Below are 22,094 nucleotides of genomic sequence, written 5' to 3' on the forward strand. Positions count from 1 at the left end.
GCCGATCGGCGGCGTACGATCGCTCGTCGGGGGCAGGAAGGCGGCGCTGTCGTTCCATGCCGGTCTCACCACCGAGCCTATTGTGGGGATGCGCCATATGTCGCGACGTCTGGTCAGCCTGACCCTCGACACGTTGGAAGACGTCCCGCGCCCGTGCCGGCAATGCGTCTACTGGGAGCTCGATCCGGTTTCCGCGGACCGGGCCTGTGCCGCCGGCGATCCGGGCCTGGAAAAGGAGGCGTGGGTCTCGCAGACGCTGCTGGAGTGGGGTTCCTGCGGCAAACTCGCGTACGTCGACGGCATGCCGGCCGGCTTCGTGATGTACGCCCCGCCCGCCTACGTGCCCCGTTCGATGGCGTTCCCGACCTCACCGGTCTCGGCGGACGCGGCACTGTTGATGACCGCCAACGTGGTCGCCGCGTTCGCCGGCGGCGGGTTGGGCCGGATGCTGGTGCAGGGTGTCGCCCGGGATCTGACCAAGCGCGGGATCAAGGCCATCGAGGCGTTCGGCGACGCGAAGTTCGGCGACGCGGACGACCCCGCCGGCGGTTGCGTGGCCCCTGTCGACTTCTTCCTCTCCGTGGGCTTCAAGACCGTCCGGCCGCATCCGCGGTTCCCTCGGTTGCGCCTTGAGCTGCGTACGGCGTTGAGCTGGAAGTCCGACGTCGAGTACGCGCTGGAGAAGCTGCTCGGGTCGATGAGCCCGGAGACCCTGCTTCGGCCGGTCCGTCCCGCCCCGGCCACCCGCTCCACCAACGGCTGACGCGTCGGCGGATCAGTCGACCACAGTGCCGGCGGTCACGACGGCGCGCAGTTCGCTGACGTCGAGCGAGCCGGTCGGGACGTCTCGTTCGATCGGGTAGTACATCCGCTGCACCGCGGCCACGATCGCCTCCACCACCCGGTCCCGGAACCGGGGGTCGACGAGTTGGGCGCGGTCGGTCGGCGAGGTGAGATAGCCGACCTCGACCCGGACGGCGGGCATCCGTGTGAGTCGCAGCAGCTCCCACGTCTTGGCGTGGGTACGGCAGTCCCGCAGCCCGGTGCGGGCGACGATCTCCCGCTGTACCAGCCCGGCCAGTCGTTCGCCGGTAGCCGAGGTCACCCCGTTGTCGGTGCCGTAGTGGTAGGTCGCGACGCCGTCCGCATCCGGGTTGGCGTGGCCGTCCAGGTGCAGCGAGATGAACACGTCGGCGCCGAGCGAGTTGGCGAGCAGGGCGCGGTCGGTGTCCGGCAGGCAGCTGTCGGGCGACGGGCCCCGGGTGAGCTGTACCCGCACCCCGGAGGCGGCGAGCCGCCCCTCCAGTCGGCTGGCCAGGTCGTGCACCAGGTCCGCCTCGGTCCAGCGCAGTGGGCCGTCGGGCACCACCATCCCGGGGTCGGTGCCCCCGTGCCCCGGGTCGATGACGACGGTCTTGCCGACCAGCGCCGGCCCGGACTGCCGGATCGCGTCGGACTCGCGGAGCCACTGGGGGCGGCCGCCGACCACCTTGCGGCCGATCCGTCGGAGCGCGTTCATCGTGTGTGGGCCGCAGGAACCGTCCGGGGTGAGCCCGACCTCGCGCTGGAACTGGGCTACCGCCCTGGACGTCCGGACACCGTAGATGGCGTCGGCGCGGCCCACGTCGTACCCCATCTCCAGCAGGCGCTCCTGCAGTGACCGGACGTCCTCGCCGGTGAGCGGCTCGGGGACCGCGTGGTAGAGGGTGCGGGCGCCGAGCCGCCAGCGGGCGGCATCCAGGGCGCGCCAGGTCTCCGCGCCGACCCGGCCGTCCACGCTGAGCCCTCGCGACTGCTGGAACGCGCGGACCGCCCGCTCGGTGTCGAGGTCGAACTCGTCGGTCTGCGGGCCCGCGGCGGCGAGCAGGTCGAGGCCGGTCAGGATGGTACGGATCTCCGTGACCGCGGGTCCCCGGTCACCGGGTCGGATTGGACGCACGCACGACCCCCTCTGCACGACGCTGGCTGGCCGGGCGGCCCAGGCTTGAGGCTATGCGCTCCGGGGCGGCGAGGTGGCTGGGGCCGAGAAATACGTCGACGGTGCGGCGGAGAAGACGCCGAACCCCGCACCCGACGAGCGGGTACGGGGCTCGGTTGATGTTTCTGCTGGTCAGAGGGCCGATTCGATGAGCCGGACCAGCTCGCCCTTCGGCTTGGCGCCGGCGATCGACTGCACCGGCTGGCCATTCTTGAAGACGGTGAGCGTCGGCACCGACATCACCCGGTAGGCCCGAGCGGTCTCCGGGTTCTCGTCGATGTTGAGCTTGACGATGGTGACCTGGTCACCCATCTCCCGGGCGATCTCCTCGAGCAGCGGCGACACCTTGCGGCACGGCCCGCACCACTCCGCCCAGAAGTCCACAAGCACCGGCTTGTCGGCCTGCAGCACGTCAGCGACGAAGCTCTTGTCGGTGACCGCCTTGGTTGTTCCCACTATGCCCCTCCTCCGGGATGTGTTTCTTGTTTCAGCTGAGCGTCGCGATGAACCGCTCGGCGTCGAGCGCGGCGGCACAACCGGTGCCGGCCGCGGTGATCGCCTGACGGTAGGTGTGGTCGACCAGGTCACCTGCGGCGAAGACACCTGGCACGTTGGTGCGGGTGCCGGGGGCCTGGACCTTCACGTAGCCCTCGTCGTCCATCTCGACCTGACCACGGAAGAGCTCGCTGCGGGGGTCGTGACCGATGGCGACGAAGACGCCCGTCACGTCCAACACCTTGGTGTCACCGGTGTGCACGTTGCGGACCCGTACGCCGGTGACCTTGCCGTCGTCGCCCAGGATCTCCTCGACGGCGCTGTTCCACTCGACCTTGATCTTCTCGTTGCTCAGCGCCCGGTCGGCCATGATCTTGCTGGCCCGGAACGAGTCGCGGCGGTGGATGATGGTCACCGACTCCGCGAAGCGGGTGAGGAAGCTGGCCTCCTCCATCGCCGAATCGCCGCCGCCGACGACCACGATGTGCTGATTGCGGAAGAAGAAGCCGTCGCAGGTGGCGCAGGAGGAGACGCCGTGGCCGAGGAACTCCTGCTCGCCGGGCACGCCCAGCGGACGCCAGGCCGAACCGGTGGAGAGGATGATGGATCGCGCCCGGTAGGCGGTCTCGCCAACCCAGACGGTGCTCACCGCGCCGGAGCCGGCGTCGCCGGTGTCCACCAGCTCGACCCGGGTCACGTCGTCGGTGAGGAACTCCGCGCCGAACCGTTCGGCCTGCTTGCGCATGTTGTCCATCAGCTCGGGGCCGAGGATGCCGTCCGCGAAGCCGGGGAAGTTTTCCACCTCGGTCGTGGTCATCAGCGCGCCACCGGACTGCACGCCCTCAATGATCAGCGGCTTCAGGTTGGCACGTGCGGCGTAGACCGCCGCTGTGTAGCCGGCCGGCCCGGAGCCGATGATGATCAGGTTGCGGACCTCGTCCACTGCCGTCTCCCGAGTTGTGTGTGTTCGGCGTCGGCGCGAGCACCGATGCTGATCCGAGTCGCCGACGCCTGGGTGGGGTCGGCAGCTGACTTCCAGAACGTCATCGTACGAACCGGGGATTCCCGAGCCGGGCATCCGGTGGGTCAGGTCACGTGGGCGGTCATCGTGCCGTTGACCGTGGATTCACCCTACCCGCGCCGAATACCGGCTGTCCGAGCCGGACCCGGGCACTCCGCACTCCGGGCCGCTCACCCAGGCCCACCGGGCTCCGGTCGCATCGGTGAAGTGAATGACCAGCGCCTGGTCGCCCCGGAACCGCGCGTAGTCCACCACCTCGACCACCAGTGGGGCGGATCCGTGCTCCGCCGCGATGCTGGCCAGGCAGGTGGTCAACGCGTTCTCGTCGGTCAGCCGGGCCAGTTGGTCCGACCCGTCGGGGGAGGGACGGCGCCCGCCCTCGGCATCCACCTTCGGCTGCTCGCCGGGGGTGTTGCCGGTCGCCCGGCTGGCAGCCGGTGCGCTCTGAGCGCCCGGGCCGTAGCCGTTGCCGAGGGTCTGTGGGGTGTAGTTCGTACCACTGCGCAGTGCCGGTCCGGTGGTGCGGACCGTCTCGGCCCCCGCGACGCCCTCGGGCGCGCTGGCCGGCCGATTCATGGCATTGGTGGCGCCGGAGTCGTCCGACGCGCGCATCGACAGCTGGTTGAGGCCCAGCGCGACGGCGATCACGGCGATCGCGGCGGCGGCCACGGGTGCGCCACGGCGGGCCCAGCCGCGCTGGCGGCGGCCCGGACCGGTGGATGCCCCGCGCCCCGACCCGGCGGGCGTGCGGACGACCGGCCGGTGACCGGCCCCGCCCTGCGCCGGTACGACCAACGACGTCGCCGCGTCGCCGTTCGGATCGACGCTGGGCGCGTCCTCGGTCGAGGTGTCGTTCGACGGCTCCGCGGAGGCCAGCGCCGCCAGGAGACGGTCGGTGATCGCCGACGGCATCTCCGGGGACGGCTCGGCCCAGCGGGTCAGGTCCGTCCGGACCTCGGTCACGGCGGGGGCCAACAGCGCGTACGCCTCGGCCCAGGACGGGTCCGCGGAGACCAACCGGGCGACCTCGTCCTGCTGCGGGGTGCCGTCCAACGCCCCGCCGAGGTAGTCAGCGAGGAGGTCGGAGTCGACCTCCCGGAACCCCTCGGTCGTCACGTGTCCTCCTGGTTGGCGTCCCGCCGATACCGGCCCGACCCCGATCCGACGCCCTCCACCTGGCCGGGGTTCCCTGGCGTGACGCCGGGCACGCCCGTGATCGGGGCGGCAGGGGCCGCTCGGGTCGAAGGCGTCGCGACGGCAGTGGGGCGGAGATGCCCGAGCAGCACGGCCAGCCGCGCCCGACCTCGGGCGCACCGGCTCTTCACCGTCCCCTCGGCGACGCCGAGGATGCGGGCGACCTCGGCGACCGGATAGCCCTGCACGTCGACCAGCACCAGCGCGGCGCGTTGCTCAAGGGGCAGCGCGGCGAGCGCCTCGCGGACCACCAGCACGGTGTCGTGGTCCGTTGCCGGTGCCACCGGCTCCAGCCCGCCGGTGCCCGATCCGTCCTCGCCCCGGTTGCCGTCCGGCAGTGGCACGGTGGGGTGCGCCTGCCGGCGTCGGATCCGGTCCAGGCAGGCGTTGACCACGATCCGGTGCAGCCAGGTCGTGACGGCGGAGTCACCGCGGAACCGGGCCGCCGCCCGATGAGCCGACAGCAGGGCGTCCTGGAGTGCGTCGGCTGCCTCCTCGCGGTCGCCGAGCGTCCGTAGGGCCACCGCCCACAACCGGTCGCGGTGCCTGTGGAACAACTCGGCGAAGGCGTCCCGGTCTCCGGCTACGTGTGCGCGTAGCAGCTCCAGATCTCGTGCGGCGGCGCGCCCGTCCATCACCGCGTCCAGCGAATGCGGCGCCCGGATCGTGGTGCCCGGCTCACGACCCCTGGACCGTAATCTCCTGCACCCCCAGCTTGAACCCGCCCTCGGCCGGAGCCAACTCGGTGATCCAGAACAGCAGGTACTGGTATTTCTGGTCGGCGTCGAAGCCGTTGAACGTCATGGTGGTGCCGTCGTGGTCCTCGAACGGCTGACCGATGGCGGTCTTGTAGCTCGCGACCAACTGCTTGTCGCCGTTGGAGCTGGACGCCGGGTTGGTCGTGCCGGCGAGCAGTTGGGCGGACGCGTTGGTGGCCGACAGCACTGCCTGCACCGACTTGACGGTGTGCGGCTCGCCGAGGTCGATCCAGACGCCCATGCCCTTCTTCAGGTTGCCGAAGTTGGGCCGATCCCGGTAGGTCTCGGTCTCCCAGCCCTTGTCCTCGTCACCGTCGATGACCTTCTCGGCGCCGTCGAGCTCAGTGCGGTTCTTGCTGTCCGGGTCGATGATCCGGACGTTCTTGATCGTCAGCTTGCGGGCCGTAGTGGCGGCCGGGGTGGCATCACCGGCCGGGGCGCTGGGGGTCGGCGCGGCGACCTGGTTGGACTGCGGGTCCTTGTCGTCGCCGCCCAGCGCGATGATCCCGATCAGCAGACCGACCAGGGCGACGGCCAGCAGACCAGCGATGCCGACGGCGACCTTGCGACCCCCGGCCGCGGCCAGCGGCGACGGCTCTTCCCCGGTTTCGGCGGCGAACCGCAGCGGGCCGCTGTTGTCGAGGTAGTGCTCGTCCTCGGCCGGCACGTCCAGCCGCGCCAACTCGGCGGCGAGCACGTCGGAGGACGGCGGCGCGATCTCGGCGTCGAGCAGATCCATGGTCAGGTCGTCCAGGTACGCCGGAACGCCCGCCCGAACCTGGCGGGGCGCAGCGATGGCGCCCCCGGCGTCCCGAACAGCGTCCGGGATGGCGGCGCGGCCGTGGCCGGCGGTGGCACCGCGAAGCGGTGCCTCGGCGTGCGGCCAGGAACCGGTCAGCGCGAAGTAGAGGACACCGCCCACTGCCCGGATGTCGTTCTCCTGGCTGTCGGCGCCGTCGGTGCGGGCGTCGGCCAGGACCACGCGACCCTCGTCACTGATCATGACGGTGCCGGGGTGGACGTTGCCGTGCACCATGCCTGTGGCGTGTACCGCGGCGAGCGCGCTCGCGACGGCGTTGCCGATGGCGGTGGCCCGAGCCGGGTCCAGGGGGCCGTCGGCCGCCAGGTCCCGCAGGGACTGCCCGTCGACCCACTCGCGCACCACGTACGCCCGGTCGGCCTCGTCGATCGCGTCGTAGACTCCCACCAGGTTGGGGTGGATGACCCGGCTGGCCGCGACGGCGGCCTGAAGCATCTCGGTGGCGGAGTCGCCACCCGGGTAACGCAGCACCACGGCAACGGGACGGCGCAGGATGACGTCAACCCCGCGCCAGACCAGCCGACCCGCACTGTCGTTGTTGATGTGCTCAACCAGCTCGTACCGCTCGGCGAGGACTTCACCGGCCGTGGGAGCACCGAAGGTCATTACCGGAGGAGCGCTTTCGTCCGCCTCCTGACCCTCGCCGACCTGGGTCACCCGTCCTCCCTCGGTGATCGTGTCGATCGATGAACCCGAACTGCTGGGCATGTGGCTTCCCGCTCTGCCGTTGAAGGAACCGGCCGACCGGTGTCGACGCCCAGCGTCGGCCCCTGCCGTACCCGTCGAGAGCGACCTTACCCGGGTTGCCCGTCTCTCCGACATGTCATCTTCCCGCCGTACCTGGCGGGGTTCCGGCAGTCGGTGAACTCGTCCGGTTACGACCGTTGTCAGCCACGTTGCTGGCACATGTACTAGCTAATCTACGGCTTCACCGCAAGTGACCGACGCCGGGGCTGGGCTGGCGTGGCGCTCGCGCTGCCTCGTACGTTCCCACCGATCGGGTCGCCACCCTCAGCCGTACGGTTGGTTATCCACAGGCTGAAGCGGTAGCTGACCGGCGAATCGCGGAGTTATCCACAGGAGCGTCCCCAGCCTGGTGAAGCGCGGTGACGGTCCGTATGCGTGTCAACTTGTTGTAATCAGAAGCTGGCGTTCAGCGACCGAGGCGGCGGCGAACCATTCCGACCACCTCGGTGATCTCCCCGATCCGCAGCAGCATGGCCAGGCCCAGGTAGGTCCCGCCGATCACCGCGCCACCGATCACGAGTTGCACGACAGCCTGCATCCAACTTGGCCGGTCGCCGCCGGGCAGAAGGCTCACGACGAGGAGGCCGACCAGGGCGGCCCCCAACGCGGCGACCGCCACCCGGCCGAGGGTGCGCAGGATGGCGCCCATCCCGATCCGGCCCACGCGAGGCCGCAGCAACCAGGCGGAGGCGAAGGCCGCCGCCAGGTAGGACACGGCGTTGCCGATCATCATCCCGGCTGCGGCGAAGTGGGCGGCGAAGGCGACGTAGAGCACCACCTGCACGCCGATCCGCAAGGCCACCACAGGAATGTTGATCAGCGCCGGGGTGCGGGTGTCCGGCAGGGCGTAGAAGGCGAAGGTGAAGAGCTGGCTGATCGCGAACGGCACCAACGCCAGCGCCGCCAGGAGCAACACCAGCGAGGTGTCCGCCGCGTTCTCGTCGGTGAACGCGCCGTAGCGGAACAGCGTCACGGCCAGCGGAGTCGCCAGTACCGCGTAGCAGACCGCGATCGGGGCGAGCACCGCCGAGACGGTGCGCGTGCCCCGGGACAGGTCGGCGGCGACGTCGGCGTACCGGCCGTCGGCGGCGGCCGCGCTCATCCGCGGCATGAGCGCCGTGATGATCGAAACGGCGATGATGCCGTGCGCCATCATCAGCAGCAGGAACACGTTGTTGTAGATCAACGGACCGGCCGCGTTCTCCTTACCTGCCCGGTTCAGCAGGTTGAACAGCACGATCAGGCCGACCTGGCTCACCGCGACGTAACAGAACATCCAGCCGCCGAGACGCCCCAGCTCGCGCAGCCCGAGGGCGCGGAAGTCGAAGCGCAGCTTCCAGCGGAAGCCGACCTTGCGCAGCGCCGGCAGCAGCCCGGCGGCCTGGATCGCGACGCCGACCAGGGTGCCGCCACCGATCAGCAGAATCCGGCCGGTGGTCATGTCCTCCGGCTTGACGATCTTCGCGCCGAAGATCGCGATGTACAGACCCGCGGTGGCGATCACCACGATGTTGTTCAGGATCGGCGCCCACATCGGCGCGGCGAAGTGCCCCCGGGTGTTCAGCACGGCGCTGATCAGCGCGCTGAGGCCGGTGAAGAAGATCATCGGCAACATCAGGTACGACAGTGCCTTGACCAGGTCCCGGAAATCGTCGCCCGTGTTGTCGCCGGCGTAGAGCTTGGTCAGCAGGCCGGCCGACAGCACGGCCAGCAGAGCTGCTCCCGCCAGGGTCAGCACCGCGAGGGTCAAGAGCCGCTGGGCGTACGCCTGACCGCCGTCGGTGTCGACTCGGCGCCGACGGACCAGCACCGGGATCAACACGCTGGTGAGGATGCCGCCGAGCAGGAACTCGTAGACCATGCCGGGCAGGATCTGCGCAGTGGTGTACGCGTCACCCACCAGCGCCCCACCCAGCGCGGCGGTCAATGCCAACGTGCGCAGGAAGCCGGTGCCCCGGCTGACCAGGCTGCCGATCGCCATCACCGCGCTGTTGGTCGCAGCGCTCGCCTCGCCGACCTGCTCCTGAGGCGGCGCGGTCGACTCCATGGCCGGCTGGTTCAGCGGCTCGGCGGAGATGAACGTGGCGCCGTCCCCGGGACGGACGTCGGCGCCGCCATCGTTCGCGGCGTTGGCGCTGCGGTAGAGCCCGCCGCTCATCTCCAGCCTCCCAGGGATACGTCGAGTCGGACACCGACCCGCACGCCACAGACCATAGTCAACCCCCACCCGTTACCCGCGCCCGGCGGATCGGATCACACCCCGGCCCGATAAGCTGGCGATCCCATGTCCGAAGCCTCCGCTCCTCACGCCGCCGACCGCCGCGAACTCACCGCCGCGCAGCGCAACGCCGTCGCCGAATTGCTCCGGGTGTCCCCGGTCGCCGACGAGTTGGGCCGCCGCTTCGTCCGCGCCGGTCACGAGTTGCACCTGGTGGGCGGTTCGGTGCGGGATGCCCTGCTCAGTCGGCTCGGCGACGACCTCGACTTCTGCACCGACGCGCACCCCGACGAGACCCTGCGGATCATCAAGGGCTGGGCCGAGTCGATCTGGGAGACCGGTCGCGAGTTCGGCACCATCGGCGCTCAGCGCGACGGTCTCCGGCTGGAGATCACCACCTTCCGCGCGGAGTCGTACGACCAGGTCACCCGCAACCCGGTGGTGGTGTACGGCACCAGCCTCGACGAGGACCTGAAGCGGCGCGACTTCACGATCAACGCGATGGCGGTCAGCCTGCCGGAGCACCGGTTCACCGACCCGCACGGTGGGCTGGCCGACCTCTCGGCCAAGGTGATCCGTACCCCGAGCACGCCTGGTGAGTCGTTCGGTGACGACCCGCTGCGGATGTTGCGGGCCGCCCGGTTCGCCGCCCAGCTGCGTTTCGCCGTGCACCCGGACGTGCACGTGGCGATGACCGAGATGGCCGCCGACCTGGACCGGATCACCGCCGAGCGGATCCGCGACGAGTTCACCAAGCTGCTCTGCGGTGCGGACCCGATCACCGGGCTGCGGCTGCTGGTCGACACCGGGCTGGCCGAGCGGTTCCTACCGGAGCTGACCGGGCTGAAGCTGGAGATCGACGAGCACGCCCAGCACAAGGACGTCTACGAGCACACGTTGACGGTCGTCGAGAACGCGGTTTCCTACGAGGAGGAGGGCTGTGACTTCATCCTGCGGATGGCTGCCCTCCTGCACGACGTGGGCAAGCCGGCGACGAAGGCGGTCGGGTCCGACGGTCGGGTCAGCTTCCACCACCACGAGGTGGTCGGCGCCCGCCTGACCAAGGCCCGGATGAAGGCGATGCGGTACCCGAAGGAGGTCACCGCGAAGGTGACGGCGCTTGTCGCGTTGCACCTGCGCTTCTACGGGTACGGGCGGGGCGAGTGGACCGACTCGGCGGTGCGACGCTACGTCGCCGATGCCGGTGACCTGCTGCCCCGACTGCACAAGCTGACCCGCTCGGACTGCACCACCCGTAACCGGCGCAAGGCGGCCCAGCTCGCGGCAGACTACGACGCGCTGGAGGATCGGATCGCCCGGATCGCCGCCGAGGAGGACCTGGCGCGGGTTCGACCCGACCTGGACGGCAACGCGATCATGGAGCTGCTCGGCGTGCCGCCGGGGCCAGTGGTCGGGCGGGCGTGGAAGCACCTCAAGGAGCAGCGCCTCGAGCACGGCCCGCTGGACCGGGACGCCGCCGAGGCGGAGCTGCTGCGTTGGGCGCGTGCCGAGGGCCTCATCGATTGACAGGCGCTTTCGTCTCGGTGTGTCATTCTGGCGACGAGACGGGCTCGTATCGACCGAACGGTTGAGGTAAGCCGCTTCGACATTCATCCATGATGTCCAGACGTCCGTCGGCATGCGGTGACCACCATCGCCGCCGAATTTCCGCCCGCCCGACATTCGGGTCGGACGGGCGACGACCAACGGGGAGATCATCAAGTGAATCGTCGTGGCGTTATACGCCGCTCGGCGGTGGCGAGCCTCGCTCTCGCCTCCGCGACCGTCATCGTCAGCGCCGGCACCGCTGTTGCCGCACCGGCTGACCGGCCCTCCACTCAGCGACCGGAGGTGCGCGGCGCCAGCATCCAGCAAACAGTGCCTGACCGGTACATCGTTGTCCTGAAGGACAAGAAGGCCAGTCCCAAAGAGGTCAAGGCAAAGGCATCCGCGCTCGCGGCGGCCAACGGGGGCACCGTTCGTCGGGTCTTCAGCAGCGCCCTGAACGGATACTCGGCGGCCATGAACCGGCGGCAGGCCGAGCGGCTGGCCGCCGACCCGGCCGTGTCCTACGTGGAGCAGGTCCAGGTCGCCTCGGCCACCGGCACCCAGACCAACCCCCCGTCCTGGGGCCTCGACCGTATCGACCAGAGCGGTCCGAAGCGCGACAACAGCTACACGTACCCGACGACCGGCAGTGGTGTCACCGCCTACGTCGTGGACACTGGCATCGACATCGCGCACACCGACTTCGGTGGGCGAGCTCGATACGGGTGGGACGCTGTCGACCAGGATGAGGTCGCCCAGGACTGCGACGGGCACGGCACGCACGTCGCCGGCACCGTGGGCGGCACCACCTTCGGCGTGGCGAAGGCCGTCCAGCTCGTCGCCGTCCGTGTCCTGGACTGCGCGGGCAGCGGCACCACCGAGCAGGTCCTCTCGGGCATCGACTGGGTCACGGCCAACGCGGTGAAGCCCGCCGTGGCCAACATGAGCCTCGGGTTCGGAGGCAACAACCAGGCCGTCAACGACGCGATCAACCGGTCGATCGGCACCGGTATCACCTACGCCGTGGCCTCGGGCAACAGCATGCAGAACGCCTGTGACGTCTCGCCGGCCAGTGTGCCGGCCGCGATCACCGTGGGCGCCACCGACAAGATCGACTTCCGGGCCTGGTTCTCGAACTACGGCAGCTGCGTCGACACCTTCGCTCCTGGCGTGAGCATCGTCTCCGCTGCTGCCGGCACCAGCAACGGCACGCTGTCGATCAGCGGCACGTCGATGGCCTCGCCGCACGTGGCGGGTGCCGCGGCGCTGCTGCTCCAGACCAACCCGAAGTGGACGCCGCAGCAGGTCCGCGACCAGATCGTCACCAGCGGTATCGCCGGCGCGGTGCACGACCCGGCCGGGTCGACCGATCGGCTGCTCAACGTCCGCAGCACCTCCCCGGCGCGCGCTTCGCACGGCCTGCGGGCTCGCTCCAACGGCAAGTACGTCTCTGCCGACGGCGCGGGCAGCAAGCCCCTGGCCGCCGTCGGCCCGGCCCTCGGGGGCTGGGAGAAGTACGACATCGTCGACGCCGGCAGCGGCCTGGTCGCGCTTCGCGCCAAGGTCAACGGCAAGTACGTCTCCGCCACCGCCGCGGGTACCAAGCCTTTGGTGGCCGAGGGCCCGTCGGTCAGCACCTGGGAGCAGTTCCAGCTGATCAACAACACCGATGGCTCGGTGAGCCTCAAGGCGAAGGTCAACGGCAAGTACGTCTCGGCACCGAGCAGCGGTGCGGCGTTGACCGCGAGCGCGGCGTCGATCAGCACCTGGGAGAAGTTCTCCGCCGATGCACCGGCACCGGTGGTCAGCATCAAGTCGGTGGCGAGTGGTAAGTACGTCTCCGCGAACGGTGCCGGCAGGGACCCGCTGTCCCCGATTGCCACCTCGGTCAGCACGTGGGAGAAGTTCGAGGTCGTCAACCTGGAGGACGGGTTCGTCGGCTTCCGCGCGCTTGTCAACGGCAAGTACGTCTCGGCGGAGGGCGCCGGCAGTTCGCCGATGCGGGCCAGCGGTCCGTCGATCGGCACCTGGGAGGTCTTCGACTTCCTCGACTACAACGCCAACGGATCGATCTACCTGCGCGCCTACGTTGACGGGCAGGCGGTCAGTGCTGGCAGTCAGGGCCTTGCTCAGCTGATCCCCAACCGGACGATCGACTGGGCGAGCGAGACCCTGGGCCTCGGCGTCGGCGAGCAGTTCGTCGTCGACCCCGCCTGACCCGGTTCGCAACCCCCGGCGCCCGCCGGCACCTCTCCTTCGGGAAAGGTGCCGGCGGGCGCCGCTCGTTACGCGTCCTTCGTCAGATCAGTGCGCGACGGCGTTTCCGTCGACCGTGTTGGCGCTGCTCGCCGGCGTGGCGGCGTCGGTCCGGCCGGCGGCGAGTCGCGCCAGCAGGCCGGGCAGGTCGATCCCGGTGAGGTCGCTGCCGAGTTGGAGGCCCTGCGCCACGTTGCCGGCGACCGACTTCGTCAACGACGACGCGCCGTCGGTGGAGATGACCGTCATCTTGTCGATCGCTCCGATCGGCGCGCTGGCCGCCTCGACGACCTGCGGCAGCACCTTGACCAGCAGGTCCAGCACGGCCGCCTCTCCGTACGCGGCGAACGCCTCGGCCTTGCGCGCCATCGCGTCGGCCTCGGCCTCACCCTTGGCGAGGATGGCCGCGGCCTCGGCCTGGCCTTCCCGCTCCACGGCCTCGGCGATGGCGGAGCGTCGCCGCTGCTCGGCCTCACCCTCCTTGGCACCCTCGATGGCGTTGGCCTCGGCGAGCGCGGCCCGTCGGGCCCGCTCGCCCTCACCGGTGAGGCGGGCCTGCTCGGCGGACGCCTGCGCGGCGGCGATGACGGACTGGCGCTGTGCGTCCGCGTGCAGCACCGCCGCGGCGCGGGCCGCCTCGGCCTCCTGCTCCACCTTGTACCGGGCCGCGTCGGCCGGCTTGCGAACCTCGGTGTCGAGTTGGCGTTGCTTGAGTTCCGCGTTGCGCTCGGCGACCTTCTGCTGCTCGGAGAGGATCGCCTGGTCCCGCTCGGCCTGGGCGAGCGGTCCGGCCGCCGCGGACTTCGCCTTCGCCGCGTCGATCTCGGCCTGGATGCCGGCCTGCTTCAGGGCCAGGTTGCGGTTCGCCTCGGCGATGGCCTCCTCGGCGAGCAGCCGCTCCTGCTCGGCCTGCTGCCGGGCCCGCGCCTCGGCGATCGCCGCGTCCTTGAGCACCCGGGCGGCCTCGGGTCGGCCAAGGTCCTGAAGGTAGGAGCCTTCGGCGAGGATGTCCTGGAGCTGGAAGGTGTCCAGCACCAGACCCTGGTTGGTCATCGAGTGTTCGGCCTCCTCGGCGACCGCGCTGGCGAATGCCGCCCGGTCCCGGATGACCTCCTCGACGGTGAGCCGGCCGACGATCGAGCGCAGCGCGCCAGCCAACACCTCCCGGGTGAAGTTGTCGATCTCGTCCTGCTGGTGCAGGAACCGTTGTGCGGCGGCCCGGATCGCGTCCTCGGTGCCGCCGACCTTGACGATCGCCACGCCGTGCAGGTCGGCGCGGATGCCCTGCTTGCTCACGGCGCCCCGGATGCCGACGTCGATCCGCCGGCTGGACAGGTCGAGCGACTGGAGCTTCTGCACCACCGGCAGGACGAACACCGAGGCGCCAAGCACGACCTTCTGCCCGGAGTTGTCGGTGGACCGCCCACCGTCGGCGGTCTGCGTGGTGCGGCCCTTGCGTCCGGTGACGATGAACGCCTCGTTCGGGCCGGCCACCTTGATCCGGGAGAGCACGAAGAACACCAGGATGAGCGCGAGGAGGATTGCGCCACCGATGGCGATGAGTAGGGCCATATGAGGAGTCCCGTCTACGAGGGGGAAATCAGTAGGTCTCTACCTGCACGCTGGTCTCGCTGAGCGCCTGCACGACGAAGACCTGGGCGCCGAGGGGGATCGGCTGGTCCGCACGGGCGCTGAGCTTGACCGGTTGGCCGGCGAGGCGAATGCGGACCTCGCCGTACCCGTTGGCCGGCACCGGGGTGACGACCAGGCCGAGCGCGCCGACCAGGTCGTCACGGGTGGGGGTGGGGTCGGTGCGCATGTTCCGCGCCGCCCTGCTCAGCCGGGAGGCCAACCAGCCGGTGGGCACGGCCGCGAGCACGCCGCCGGCCACCGCCCCGACGACCAAACCGGGTGTACGCGCACCGAGTAGTTCGTTGACGATGGCCGCGCCGAACCCGAACGCCCCGGCGAAGCCGGCGACCGTCTCGACCGAGATCGGCCCGTCCACGTCGGCGTGCCCGAACTGGAACAGCTCGGTGCCGAGCAGGGCGAGCGCGAGCACGCCGATGCCCGCTCCGCCGATGATCAGAAAGATGAGCGTCCCCGTTGCCACGACCTTGACGGTATCGACGCCGCGCAACGACGAACGCTGGTAGCCGGGCCGGCGAACGAGTCCGCAACAGAGAGGGAGAATGGGTGGATGCGCTGGACCGTGCTCGACTCGCCCATCGGTGAGTTCTCCGTCGCCACCGACGGCACGAGCGTGTGCGGCGCCGCCTTCGGTCGAGTCGACGCAGCTGTCGACGAGCCCGGCGACGCGCTGTCCCGGCAGGCGGTGACCGAGCTGCGGGCGTACTTCGCCGGTGAGCTGACCGCGTTCGGCGCCCCGGTGTCGATGCCCCGGGGCTCCGACTTCGAGCGCGCCGTGTGGCGGGAGATGACGCGGATCCCGTACGGGGAGACGCTGACGTACGGCGAGGTGGCGCGCCTGGTCGGCGATCCCGGAGCGGCGCGGGCGGTGGGTGTGGCCTGCAACCGCAACCCGGTCCCGGTGATCGTGCCGTGTCACCGGATCGTCGGCGCGGGCGGCAAGCTGGTCGGCTTCGGTGGGGGCCTGCCCCGCAAGGTCAAGCTGCTGGAGTTGGAGGCCGGGGTCGCCCTGCGGCACGCCTGGTCCTGACCAGCCATCATTGCCGTCACGCCTGGCCTAGGCCGGCTCGCCGGAGATGAACACGTGATAATCGCTACACATTTCGAGGCATGTGCCTCCGTACCTGGGTCTGCGCACCGGCGTTGGTCGAGACGCGAACGTGCTGGCGGCCGAGTTGGAGGAAAGAGCGAATGCCGAGCCTGGTTGACGTACCCCCGGAAGAGCTATACAAAAACGGTATGGCCTTCACTCTGACGCTCAAGCCCGAGGTCGAGCAGCGCCTTCGGGAGCTGGCCGAGGCGGAACACCGTTCGATGCACAAGACCGTCGAGGTGGCGATCCAGGAATACCTCGAGCGTCAGGAGCGCAACGAGTGGACCCGCCAGGCCGCCCGACGGGTCCTGGAGGAAGACGCCGAATTCTTCGAGATGTTGGGGGATCGGTGACTCAACCGTGGCCCGAGCCGGAGGACCTGTTGATCCTCTTATCCGAACACACAGGTCAGCACGGTCGCGTCAGGGACGGCGGCATCCTCGTCGCTGCGGCGGCCCGCCCGCACGCCCGGATCCCGGGACGTGCCGTCTACCCCACCGTGCTGGACAGGGCGGCGGCGTTGATGCACGGCTTGATGATTTGGCGGCCACTCGATATGTGGAACGCGGGCCTCGCCTGGGCGGCGATGCGGATCTTCCTGATCCGTTGCGGGGTGGCGCTACACATGCCGGCCAAGGAGCGGATGGCGCTCACCGACGCGTTGGCCAGTGGTGAAGTCGATTCGGTCGACGAGTTGGCGTTGCGGCTGTCGCCGTACCTGGAGATGTCGAGCTGAACGCGGCGAAGGGCCGGGTCCATGCGGACCCGGCCCTTCGGCAAGCTTGGTGACTCAGCGCGTCAGCGCGTGACCTCACCGGCGATGAACTCCTCGACGGCCTGGTGGGCGTCGTGGTCGGCGTACTGCACCGGCGGGGACTTCATGAAGTACGACGAGGCCGACAGGATCGGGCCGCCGATCTTCCGGTCCAGGGCGATCTTCGCGGCCCGGACCGCGTCGATGATGACGCCGGCCGAGTTCGGAGAGTCCCACACCTCGAGCTTGAGCTCGGCGTTGAGCGGGGTGTCACCGAACGAGCGGCCCTCCAGGCGGATGTACGCCCACTTGCGGTCGTCCAGCCACGGCACGTGGTCCGACGGGCCGATGTGCACGTCGCTCTTGCTCATCTCGTGCGGGATCTGCGAGGTGACCGACTGGGTCTTCGAGATCTTCTTCGAGACCAGGCGCTTGCGCTCCAGCATGTTCATGAAGTCCATGTTGCCGCCGAAGTTGAGCTGGTACGTGCGCAGCAGCTCGACGCCGCGGTCCTCGAAGAGCTTCGCGAGGGCGCGGTGCACGATGGTGGCGCCGACCTGGCTCTTGATGTCGTCACCGACGATCGGCAGGCCCGCGTCCTCGAACTTCTTGGCCCACTCGGGGTCGGAGGCGATGAAGACCGGCAGGGCGTTGACGAACGCGCAGCCGGCGTCGATGGCCGCCTGGGCGTAGAACTTGGCGGCCTGCTCGGAGCCGACCGGCAGGTAGCAGACGACGACGTCGACCTGCGCGTCGCGCAGCGCCTGCGTCACGTCGACCGGGGTGGCGTCCGACTCCTCGACGATCTCGCGGTAGTACTGGCCCAGACCGTCGAAGGTCGGACCGCGCTGCACGCTGACGCCGGTCGGCGGCACGTCGCAGAGCTTGATGGTGTTGTTCTCGCTGGCGACGATCGCCTCCGCGAGGTCCATGCCCACCTTCTTGGCGTCCACGTCGAATGCCGCGACGAACTCCACGGCGTTGACGTGGTAGTCGCCGAAGGCGACGTGCATGAGACCCGGGACGCGGTCGTTCGGGTTGGCGTTCCGGTAGTACTCGACGCCCTGAACCAGGGACGAGGCGCAGTTACCCACACCGACGATGGCGACGCGGACGGAGCCCATAGCGTCTGCCTCCTTCTTTTCTGTCACGGCCGCTCATTCCTGGTCTCTCCAGGCGGAGGCGGGCTGTTGTCTTCTCGTCGGCCGCCGGCTGTCCCGATGTTCGGGACCGTCGGGGCTCGGCCGGAGCGCTCGTTGGCGATGAGCTCCTCCAGCCAGCGGACCTCGCGCTCACAGGCATCAAGGCCGTGGCGCTGCAGTTCCAGCGTGTAAGCGTCGAGGCGCTCGGCCGCCCGGCCCAGCACGTCACGAAGCCCTTCGCGACGCTCCTCGATCTTGCGGCGGCGACCCTCCAGAATGCGCAGTCGGGTCGCCTGGTCGGTCCGGGCGAAGAACGCGAAGTGCACCCCGAAGCCCGTGTCGTCGTACGTCTCGGGCCCGGCCTGTGCGATCAGCTGGGCGAAGCGTTCCTTGCCTTCCGCGGTGATTTTGTACACCACCCGACCTCGTCGGCTGGTCAGCGCGGGAACCTCCTCGGCAGTGGCGGGTGTCTCAGCAGCTTCGGTGATCCATCCCGCCGCCTGGAGCCTGCGTAGCGTGGGATAGAGCGAGCCGTAGCTGATCGCCGCCCGGATCGCGCCGAGTTTGGCGGTCAGCTCCTTGCGCAGCTCATAGCCGTGCATCGGAGACTCCTGCAGGAGGCCGAGGATGGCGAACTCAAGCACTGGCCACCCTCTCTTTACCCTCCGGCGTGGAGTGGTAACCGCCGCGATGTATCGGACCGATACATCGCACGTTAGCGGCTCACGCGGGCCAGGGCAAACCCCCATTCCGAGATGCTGTCGTCACGGATTGTGAGCGTGGTCGCCTGCTCGGGCCGGACCGCGTACCCTTCTCCGCATGCGTACGCAGCGCCAGGTCGTCGACTACTCGCTTCAGAAGCGAGCAGTGCTGCGTGAGCTCCTGGCCGGCCGAGTCGGCACGTACGACGTCTGCGACGCGTCGCCGTACCTGAAGAACGCCGCTCGGTTCCACGGCGAGCCGACCGACCGGCGCTGCCCGATCTGCCGGAGCGAAAACCTGACCCTCGTCCACTACATTTACGGTGACGAACTCAAGCAGTCCGCCGGGCAGGCCCGGACACTTACCGAGTTGCCCGTGCTGGCGATGACACTGCGTGAGTTCCAGGTCTTCGTGGTGGAGGTGTGCCTCGGTTGTGACTGGAACCATCTCGTCGAGCAGTACCTGCTCGGCCGGGACGGGCTGACCGGCGACAGCGACGGCACAAGCGAACAGGACGCGGCGGGCGCCGAAGGCACCGGCCGGCGGAGGCGAGAGGCGCAACGGTGATCTCAGCTGGTTGTACCGGCCCCGGGGCCGCAGGCAAAACCCGGGACGGTCGACCGCTTGTTGGTCCGATTGGCCCGATTGATACGGCAATGACCCCGGTCGGCTGGCACCCCCGTGCCGGCGCGCCGGGTGAAGCAACTCACGGCAACCCGGTGGCGGCGCAGCTGCGCCCCACCGCGACCGGCAGGGTGTGAGGAATGAACTCGTACGGCGATCCCAGTTCTGCGCGCGGACGGACCCAGTACTCGGGTCCAGACGGTGACCCCGGACCGGGCGCGGACGACGCGTACCGCCGACCCGGCGGTGGCTCCGGCGGGAGCGGCTGGTCAGCCTCGGAGGGCGGCGCGGCAACCCCGGGCCGCGCCTCGGTGACGCCGCGGGCCGCCGGTGGTCGTGCCACGGTCGGCGGCTCCGCCTCGGTTCCGCCGCGCAGTGGTGCGGCCGCCGGGTCCGCCTCGGTGGGTTCGGCAGCGGCCGGCCGGGCCGGTCGAGCCTCGGTGCCGGTGTCGCCGGCACCGGGCGTGGCCGCTGGCCGCGCCGGCGCCGGCCGGGCCTCGGTGCCCGTCTCCCCGGCGCCGGGCGCGCCGGCGGGTCGGGCCACTGTCGGCACCGCCTCGGCCGGCCGGGCCAGCGTCGGCTCCGCATCGGTCGGTGGCCGCGCGGCGGTCGCCCGGGCGAGCGTCTCACCGGTCTCCGGTGGGCCGGGCGGCCCCGGTGGGCCCAACGGGCCGGGTGGGCCGGGCGGTCCCGGTCGGGGCGGCCGTGGTCCGGGTGACTCGGGCGCGGCGCGGGCCAAGAAGCGCAAGCGGATGAACCTGCTGATCGCCGGGTTCGCCGTCTTCATCATGCTCGCCGGCATCGGCGTGGTCGGGTTCACCTACTACTCGACAAACGTGGTCATGCCGAACGAGATGCCGCTGCCGCTGTCCACCACGGTGTACGCCAAGGACGGCAAGACGCAGCTCGCCAAGCTGGGCAGCGAGAACCGCACCTTCGTGACCATCCAGCAGATCCCGCAGCACGTGCAGGACGCGGTCGCCGCAGCGGAGGACCGGAACTTCTACCGGCACTCCGGCGTCGACTACAAGGGCATCGTCCGGGCCGCATGGAACAACGTCTCCAACGGCGACAAGCAGGGTGCCTCGACGATCACCCAGCAGTACGCCCGCAACGCGTTCGAGAACCTCAAGGACGACACGTACGGCCGGAAGGTGAAGGAGGCGATCCTCGCCTCCAAGCTGAACGACAAGTACGACAAGCCGACGATCATGCAGCACTACCTGAACGTCATCTACTTCGGTCGCGGCGCGTACGGCATCGAGGCGGCGGCGCAGACCTACTTCGCCGTGCCGGCAAACAAGCTCACCGTCGCGCAGGGTGCGGTTCTGGCCGCGCTGATCAAGCAGCCGGTGGCGAGCGACACCCACCAGGGGTTCGACCCGGCGGTCAACCCGACCGATGCCAGGTCGCGATGGGACTACGTGATCGGCGGCATGAAGAAGGAGGGCTGGCTGGACTCCCCCAACCACCCCGCGTCGCCCACCGAGTACCCGAAGGTGCTGCCGCCGAAGAAGGACGGCGTCGGCTTCGGCGTCGACAGCCCGCGCGGCAACGTCATCAACTACGTCCGGCAAGAGATGGACGAGATGGGCCTCTGCTCCGACACCGGCGCGGAGGGCAAGACGAGCTGCGTCGACGCGCTGCGGGATGGCGGCTACCGGATCACCACCACCCTCGACCCGAAGCTCCAGGCCGCCGCGGAGAACACCGCAATGCAGTCGAAGAAGGGTTCGGAGCTCAACGACCAGCCGAAGAACCTGATGGCGGCAGTGGTATCGATCGATCCGAAGAAGGGTCGTGTGCTTGCCTACTACGGCGGTGACAGCGGTGCCGACTTCGACTACGCCGGCAAGAACATCGACAAGAATGGCGACCTGACGGGTGGCCATCCGCCGGGCTCGTCGATGAAGGTGTACACCTTGGCGGCCGCGATCGAGGCGGGCATCTCCGTCAAGTCGCACTGGGACCCCACGCCGTACAAGCCCGAAGGCTCCAAGGACCCGATCGGCAACGCCAACCGCACCAACCTCAAGTGCGGCAAGTACTGCACCCTCGAAGAGTCGACGGTCCAGTCGTACAACGTGCCCTTCTACTGGGTTACCGACACGATCGGTGCCGAGAAGGTCGTCGACATGGCCCAGAAGGCGGGCGTGACGACCATGTGGGACGTCAACCCGCCGAAGGCCTTCGACCTGTCGAAGAAGGGGCCGAACCCGTTCGACAACTACACGGGTTTCGGGAAGTACCCGTTGACGGTGTTCGACCACGCAAACGGCATGGCCACGTTCGCCAACGACGGCAAGTACATCAAGGCGCACTTCGTCATCAAGATCGAGCAGCAGGACAAGGACAGCGGCAAGTGGAAGGTGGTCGGCAGCGAGCGCATCAAGCCGGAGCAGCGGATCCCCAAGAAGGTCACCGACGAGGTCACCGGCGTCCTGAAGCAGATCCCCCGCCCCAACAACATCTCCCTGGAAGACGGCCGCCAGGCCGCCGCCAAGACCGGCACCTGGGAGTACAACAGCAAGGACAACGCGCACGCCTGGACGGTCGGCTATACCCCGCAGATCGCCACTGCGGTGTGGGTGGGCAGCCGGGACCCGAGTAAGCCGCAGATCAAGCTCGCCAGCGGTAAGGACATCGGCGGTTCGACGCTCCCCGGCCCGATCTGGGAGAAGTACATGAACACCGCCCTCAAGGGCCAGGAGGAGATCTCCCTGCCCAGCATCACCGGCGAGGGTGACGTCACGAAGGGCAACGGCAAAGAGCCGGCGCCGCCACCACCACCGACCAACCCGGGCGGTCAGCCCGGCCAGGGCCCCCTCTGTAACCCGCTGATCGACTTGTTCTGCAACAACGGGGGCAACAACGGGGGCGGCAACCCTGGGGGCAATCCCGGCGGTAACCCTGGCGGCAATCCCGGTGGCAATCCCGGCGGCGGCGGAAACGGTGGTGGCGGCGGCGGGCTGCTGCCCAGCCTGCCACCCAACCGGGACTGACCCAGACCAGCACACGACGCCGCCGCCGGCCGGACAACCTGTCCCGGCCGGCGGCGGCGTTTTCGTACCCCGGGCGAGCCGCCGCGGCGGCG

General features: G+C 69.7%; 19 protein-coding genes. 8 read left to right on the plus strand and 11 right to left on the minus strand.

The genetic code is table 11. The annotated features are described in order from the left end of the window. Positions 1-97: 97 nt before the first annotated feature. Complete coding sequence (locus KBX71_RS13330; RefSeq protein WP_124819927.1) at positions 98-763, plus strand: GNAT family N-acetyltransferase; 666 nt, start codon at positions 98-100, stop codon at positions 761-763. 12 nt (positions 764-775) lie between these two features. Here KBX71_RS13330 and KBX71_RS13335 read toward each other — a convergent pair whose 3' ends face one another. From KBX71_RS13335 to murJ, 7 genes are all read right to left on the minus strand, one after another. Further along, the gene (locus KBX71_RS13335; protein ID WP_210818225.1) at positions 776-1,939 is read right to left on the minus strand and encodes an N-acetylmuramoyl-L-alanine amidase; all 1,164 of its coding nucleotides are present in this window, start codon (positions 1,937-1,939) and stop codon (positions 776-778) included. Between the two features lie 171 nt (positions 1,940-2,110). After that, positions 2,111-2,434 carry a thioredoxin gene (trxA, locus tag KBX71_RS13340; RefSeq protein ID WP_030331849.1) on the minus strand — a complete coding sequence of 108 codons (324 nt, stop codon included), beginning with the start codon at positions 2,432-2,434 and terminating at the stop codon, positions 2,111-2,113. A 31-nt stretch (positions 2,435-2,465) separates the two neighbouring features. Beyond that, a complete protein-coding gene (gene trxB, locus KBX71_RS13345; RefSeq protein ID WP_210818226.1) occupies positions 2,466-3,416 on the minus strand; it encodes a thioredoxin-disulfide reductase in 951 nt (316 codons plus the stop codon). A gap of 183 nt (positions 3,417-3,599) precedes the next feature. After that, the gene (locus tag KBX71_RS13350) at positions 3,600-4,610 is read right to left on the minus strand and encodes a hypothetical protein (RefSeq protein ID WP_210818227.1); all 1,011 of its coding nucleotides are present in this window, start codon (positions 4,608-4,610) and stop codon (positions 3,600-3,602) included. After that, positions 4,607-5,323, minus strand: coding sequence for an RNA polymerase sigma factor SigM (gene sigM / locus KBX71_RS13355; protein ID WP_210818287.1), 717 nt, complete (start codon positions 5,321-5,323; stop codon positions 4,607-4,609). Before sigM ends, KBX71_RS13350 begins: the two co-directional genes overlap by 4 nt. Before the next feature lie 43 nt (positions 5,324-5,366). Further along, on the minus strand, positions 5,367-6,974 hold the full coding sequence (locus KBX71_RS13360) for a protein kinase family protein (protein WP_210818228.1): 1,608 nt from the start codon (positions 6,972-6,974) through the stop codon (positions 5,367-5,369). Between the two features lie 445 nt (positions 6,975-7,419). Then, positions 7,420-9,171: a murein biosynthesis integral membrane protein MurJ gene (gene murJ, locus KBX71_RS13365; RefSeq protein ID WP_210818229.1), complete on the minus strand. Its 1,752-nt coding sequence runs from the start codon at positions 9,169-9,171 to the stop codon at positions 7,420-7,422. A gap of 126 nt (positions 9,172-9,297) precedes the next feature. Here murJ and KBX71_RS13370 point away from each other — a divergent pair, with 126 nt between their 5' ends. Then, positions 9,298-10,758 carry a CCA tRNA nucleotidyltransferase gene (locus KBX71_RS13370; RefSeq protein WP_210818230.1) on the plus strand — a complete coding sequence of 487 codons (1,461 nt, stop codon included), beginning with the start codon at positions 9,298-9,300 and terminating at the stop codon, positions 10,756-10,758. A 228-nt stretch (positions 10,759-10,986) separates the two neighbouring features. Continuing rightward, the gene (locus KBX71_RS13375) at positions 10,987-12,996 is read left to right on the plus strand and encodes a S8 family serine peptidase (RefSeq protein WP_307847057.1); all 2,010 of its coding nucleotides are present in this window, start codon (positions 10,987-10,989) and stop codon (positions 12,994-12,996) included. A gap of 87 nt (positions 12,997-13,083) precedes the next feature. Here the strand turns inward: KBX71_RS13375 and KBX71_RS13380 are convergent, their stop codons facing one another. Continuing rightward, entirely contained in the window at positions 13,084-14,607 is a 1,524-nt protein-coding gene (locus tag KBX71_RS13380) for a flotillin family protein (RefSeq protein WP_247683404.1), read from the minus strand. Between the two features lie 28 nt (positions 14,608-14,635). Beyond that, a complete protein-coding gene (locus tag KBX71_RS13385; RefSeq protein WP_307788221.1) occupies positions 14,636-15,148 on the minus strand; it encodes a hypothetical protein in 513 nt (170 codons plus the stop codon). Between the two features lie 87 nt (positions 15,149-15,235). Here KBX71_RS13385 and KBX71_RS13390 point away from each other — a divergent pair, with 87 nt between their 5' ends. The 3 genes from KBX71_RS13390 to KBX71_RS13400 all read left to right on the plus strand — a co-directional run bounded on the left by KBX71_RS13390 (position 15,236) and on the right by KBX71_RS13400 (position 16,514). Then, complete coding sequence (locus tag KBX71_RS13390; protein ID WP_210818233.1) at positions 15,236-15,715, plus strand: methylated-DNA--[protein]-cysteine S-methyltransferase; 480 nt, start codon at positions 15,236-15,238, stop codon at positions 15,713-15,715. A gap of 209 nt (positions 15,716-15,924) precedes the next feature. Then, on the plus strand, positions 15,925-16,131 hold the full coding sequence (locus tag KBX71_RS13395) for a ribbon-helix-helix protein, CopG family (protein ID WP_088987059.1): 207 nt from the start codon (positions 15,925-15,927) through the stop codon (positions 16,129-16,131). Then, positions 16,128-16,514 carry a hypothetical protein gene (locus KBX71_RS13400; RefSeq protein WP_210818234.1) on the plus strand — a complete coding sequence of 129 codons (387 nt, stop codon included), beginning with the start codon at positions 16,128-16,130 and terminating at the stop codon, positions 16,512-16,514. The genes KBX71_RS13395 and KBX71_RS13400 overlap by 4 nt, the downstream gene beginning before the upstream one ends. A gap of 62 nt (positions 16,515-16,576) precedes the next feature. On the opposite strand, the gene KBX71_RS13405 is transcribed toward KBX71_RS13400, so the two are convergent. Then, a complete protein-coding gene (locus tag KBX71_RS13405) occupies positions 16,577-17,656 on the minus strand; it encodes an inositol-3-phosphate synthase (protein ID WP_124819940.1) in 1,080 nt (359 codons plus the stop codon). A 23-nt stretch (positions 17,657-17,679) separates the two neighbouring features. Beyond that, the gene (locus KBX71_RS13410) at positions 17,680-18,318 is read right to left on the minus strand and encodes a PadR family transcriptional regulator (RefSeq protein WP_030331823.1); all 639 of its coding nucleotides are present in this window, start codon (positions 18,316-18,318) and stop codon (positions 17,680-17,682) included. 175 nt (positions 18,319-18,493) lie between these two features. Between KBX71_RS13410 and KBX71_RS13415 the strand changes: the two genes are divergently transcribed. Both KBX71_RS13415 and KBX71_RS13420 read left to right on the plus strand, forming a co-directional pair. After that, complete coding sequence (locus tag KBX71_RS13415; protein ID WP_196920347.1) at positions 18,494-18,943, plus strand: DUF5318 domain-containing protein; 450 nt, start codon at positions 18,494-18,496, stop codon at positions 18,941-18,943. A gap of 197 nt (positions 18,944-19,140) precedes the next feature. After that, a complete protein-coding gene (locus KBX71_RS13420) occupies positions 19,141-22,002 on the plus strand; it encodes a transglycosylase domain-containing protein (protein ID WP_210818235.1) in 2,862 nt (953 codons plus the stop codon). Positions 22,003-22,094 lie beyond the last annotated feature (92 nt).

This window comes from Micromonospora sp. D93, assembly GCF_018070365.1.
Classification (GTDB): Bacteria; Actinomycetota; Actinomycetes; order Mycobacteriales; family Micromonosporaceae; genus Micromonospora; species Micromonospora ureilytica.